This is a genomic window from Flavobacterium columnare NBRC 100251 = ATCC 23463 (genome assembly GCF_002530675.1).
Lineage (GTDB): Bacteria > Bacteroidota > Bacteroidia > Flavobacteriales > Flavobacteriaceae > Flavobacterium > Flavobacterium columnare.
Window position 1 is genome coordinate 1 of sequence record NZ_PCMX01000150.1, and the last position, 2,464, is coordinate 2,464.

The window sequence follows — 2,464 nt, forward strand, 5'->3', positions numbered from 1 at the left end:
AATGAATTTCTTTTACGAGTTTTTTCATTTTTTCTACGTCAAATTTCGCCTCTAGCCTATAAAACTTGTCTTCATAGCCTGCATAATATACAATAGTAGCGCCTATAGGAGTGCCGTATTGATCTGTATAACTTGCTCCAGAAGCCCCCCATTCACCAGAGGAACCGCCAAAGGGCATGTGGGCTATTTTTCCTTCAAGGGTGTATATTTCGTCTTCTACTAGTTCTACCCTATATATATTAGTATTTTCTCCTAATGTTTCTTTAGGCTGACACATCTCGGGTGTCCATTGCGGTGGTGCTTCTTTCTTCATCGTATTGCAACTTATAGTAAACAAAAGTAATAGTACCATTGCTTGTTGTATTAATTTATCCATTTTGTATTTCTCGTTTGCGTTTGTCAAAAGTTTGTGGGCCAGGTTCTATCCCTAAGGCATTTGTACGCTCATTAAGCCCAAATGCATCTGCGCGTACAGACCAATGAAAATACCTGTTTCGAAGTTCTTTAAGCACTGGGAGTGCTATAAAATCGAGATAACTTATTTTTTTGGGTTGGTTTAAATAGCGTATGTATCGTGCCGCATCCTGAGTACGAATACATTCATTCCTGAAATTTTGACATTTTGCGGCATAGGTTTGTAATTGCTCATAGGCTTTTTTAACCACAGGGTCGGTAATTACTATTTTAGTATCCTTTAATGTCTTTTGATACTTCACCTCAAATTGCTCTGAAATTTGTACCATCATATTAAAAGGAATTTTGTCATAGGTGTTTTCAAGCATACGCTTTCCTTTTAGTTTATACTTAAAGTCAGCTTCTCTGGAACTTATAAGTTCCCTTGTAATGTAGAGTTGTTTTTTGTTAAACCAACCTTCTTTTATGAGAATTTCTTTATATTTTTCAGCTTTACTTTTATTAGAAGCGCCTGTTCCTTGAAATAGTACTGAATTTTCAATACTATGCGGTAAATACGAACCGCCTATATCGCTATGTACGCCTGGTAAGGTTAGTTCTAAGCCGTGTAATCCAGCACTGTTTATATTAGTGAGGTCAAAGTTTTCGCGGTATTCATCATCGGCTGCAATTTGAAAAACCATTTTAGCTTTGCGTATTGCATCCAGTCCTAGCACTTCTACATCATTATCATGATAAACTCCTTCTGATGAAACGGTATCGTACAAGCCTACAAAATTAAAAACAATACGTTCTGGAATCACTTTATTTTGGACTAACTGGTACCCAAAAAAACCGTGCTTTATGTATAACGGATGTTCTTTCGTAATTTTATGTAATTTTTTAGAAGGCGAGCATAAATGCATACCCCTAAAACCATCTTCTATTGTAGATGGCGTACTGGCTATATGTATAAAATGGCGGGCTGTGGTAGCACCACGACTAAAACCATAAACATTGATAAATAAAATGCGAAGCTTTTCCTTTCCTAACTTTCTGAACTTTTCTTTTACTTTTTCAGCGGCTTTAACACATCCTTTTTCTACTTTTTCGGCTATACCGGTCCCCGTTCCTATGCCTATCATTTGTTCTTTACTTATCCCTGTTGCTAATGAAGCACTATCGTCTTCTTGATCGTCTTCTGTTGCCACGCCTTCTATATAGACTTTTCCTTGTAAGGGGCTGTCTTCTGTTATATCATAACCACGCGCCACATTGGTATAGTCGTTCATATAGCTATCGTCTTTTTTATTAGACATTTCTTTATAAATAGCATTATTTTGTTCCCTGGAAAGGGTATTGTTTTTATTGTTTTGGGTTCCGTCAAAATAAATATTAATAGTTAGGTCTGTAAAACTCACGGGATGATCACTCTCATTTATAGGTTTGTTGGTATTGTAGCTAATTCCCTTATCTTTACCTTTTTGTACTATTTTAGTATTGCTAGTATGTTTAATTTTTTCTTTAGACTTTAGAACCGTTTTTCCTTTACTGCTCATGTTTATATTTCCTTCGGCAATTATTTCTATACTCATAATTAGTGTGAATTAGATTTTTCGGCACTGTTGTTTTGTACTTCACTTTCAGAATGGTGTTCCATTTTTCCTTCACTAAAAACATTGAGTTCTTTTAAACTAACTGTTTTATGTTCTTTATCGGTATGGCTTTCTATATCGCCCTTAACATATTTTCTAAAAGACCCCATGATATTAGCTATATAATTAGTAGTGACAGATAGTGCGTATGCAATACCTACCGATACGTTTTTATTACCGTTTGTGGTTTCCATATTATCTAACGTTACGGAGGTCATTAAATTTTTACCTACTTGAATATTTAAATTTCCACCTACATTAATTAATAAATTTTCAGGGATATTAAGTGTAGCGTTGCCTTGTCCATCAAATTGTAAGTAGTTACCATCTGGGGTGCTTTGTTTCCAGCTTCCTTCGGCATCGTTTGCAAGGGTTTCTATACCGCTACGGGTTTTTATGGCTTTTACATCATTGCC

At 35.6% G+C, this 2,464-nt stretch carries 1 protein-coding gene and 2 pseudogenes; all 3 read right to left on the reverse strand.

Translation table 11 applies throughout. From position 1 onward, the window contains the following. Positions 1-376, reverse strand: a pseudogene (locus B0A78_RS13665) (DUF2931 family protein); the annotation flags it as partial. Beyond that, positions 369-1,988, reverse strand: coding sequence for a phospholipase effector Tle1 domain-containing protein (locus B0A78_RS13670; protein ID WP_097609775.1), 1,620 nt, complete (start codon positions 1,986-1,988; stop codon positions 369-371). The gene B0A78_RS13670 and the pseudogene B0A78_RS13665, both read right to left, overlap by 8 nt. Positions 1,989-1,990: 2 nt before the next feature. Beyond that, positions 1,991-2,464 (reverse strand): annotated as a pseudogene (locus B0A78_RS13675) (type VI secretion system Vgr family protein); the annotation flags it as partial.

What these genes read in the sequence shown, in the direction of transcription:
- B0A78_RS13670 (WP_097609775.1), bottom strand. Translation starts at nt 1,988, where the DNA reads ATGAGTATAGAAATAATTGCCGAAGGAAATATAAACATGAGCAGTAAA.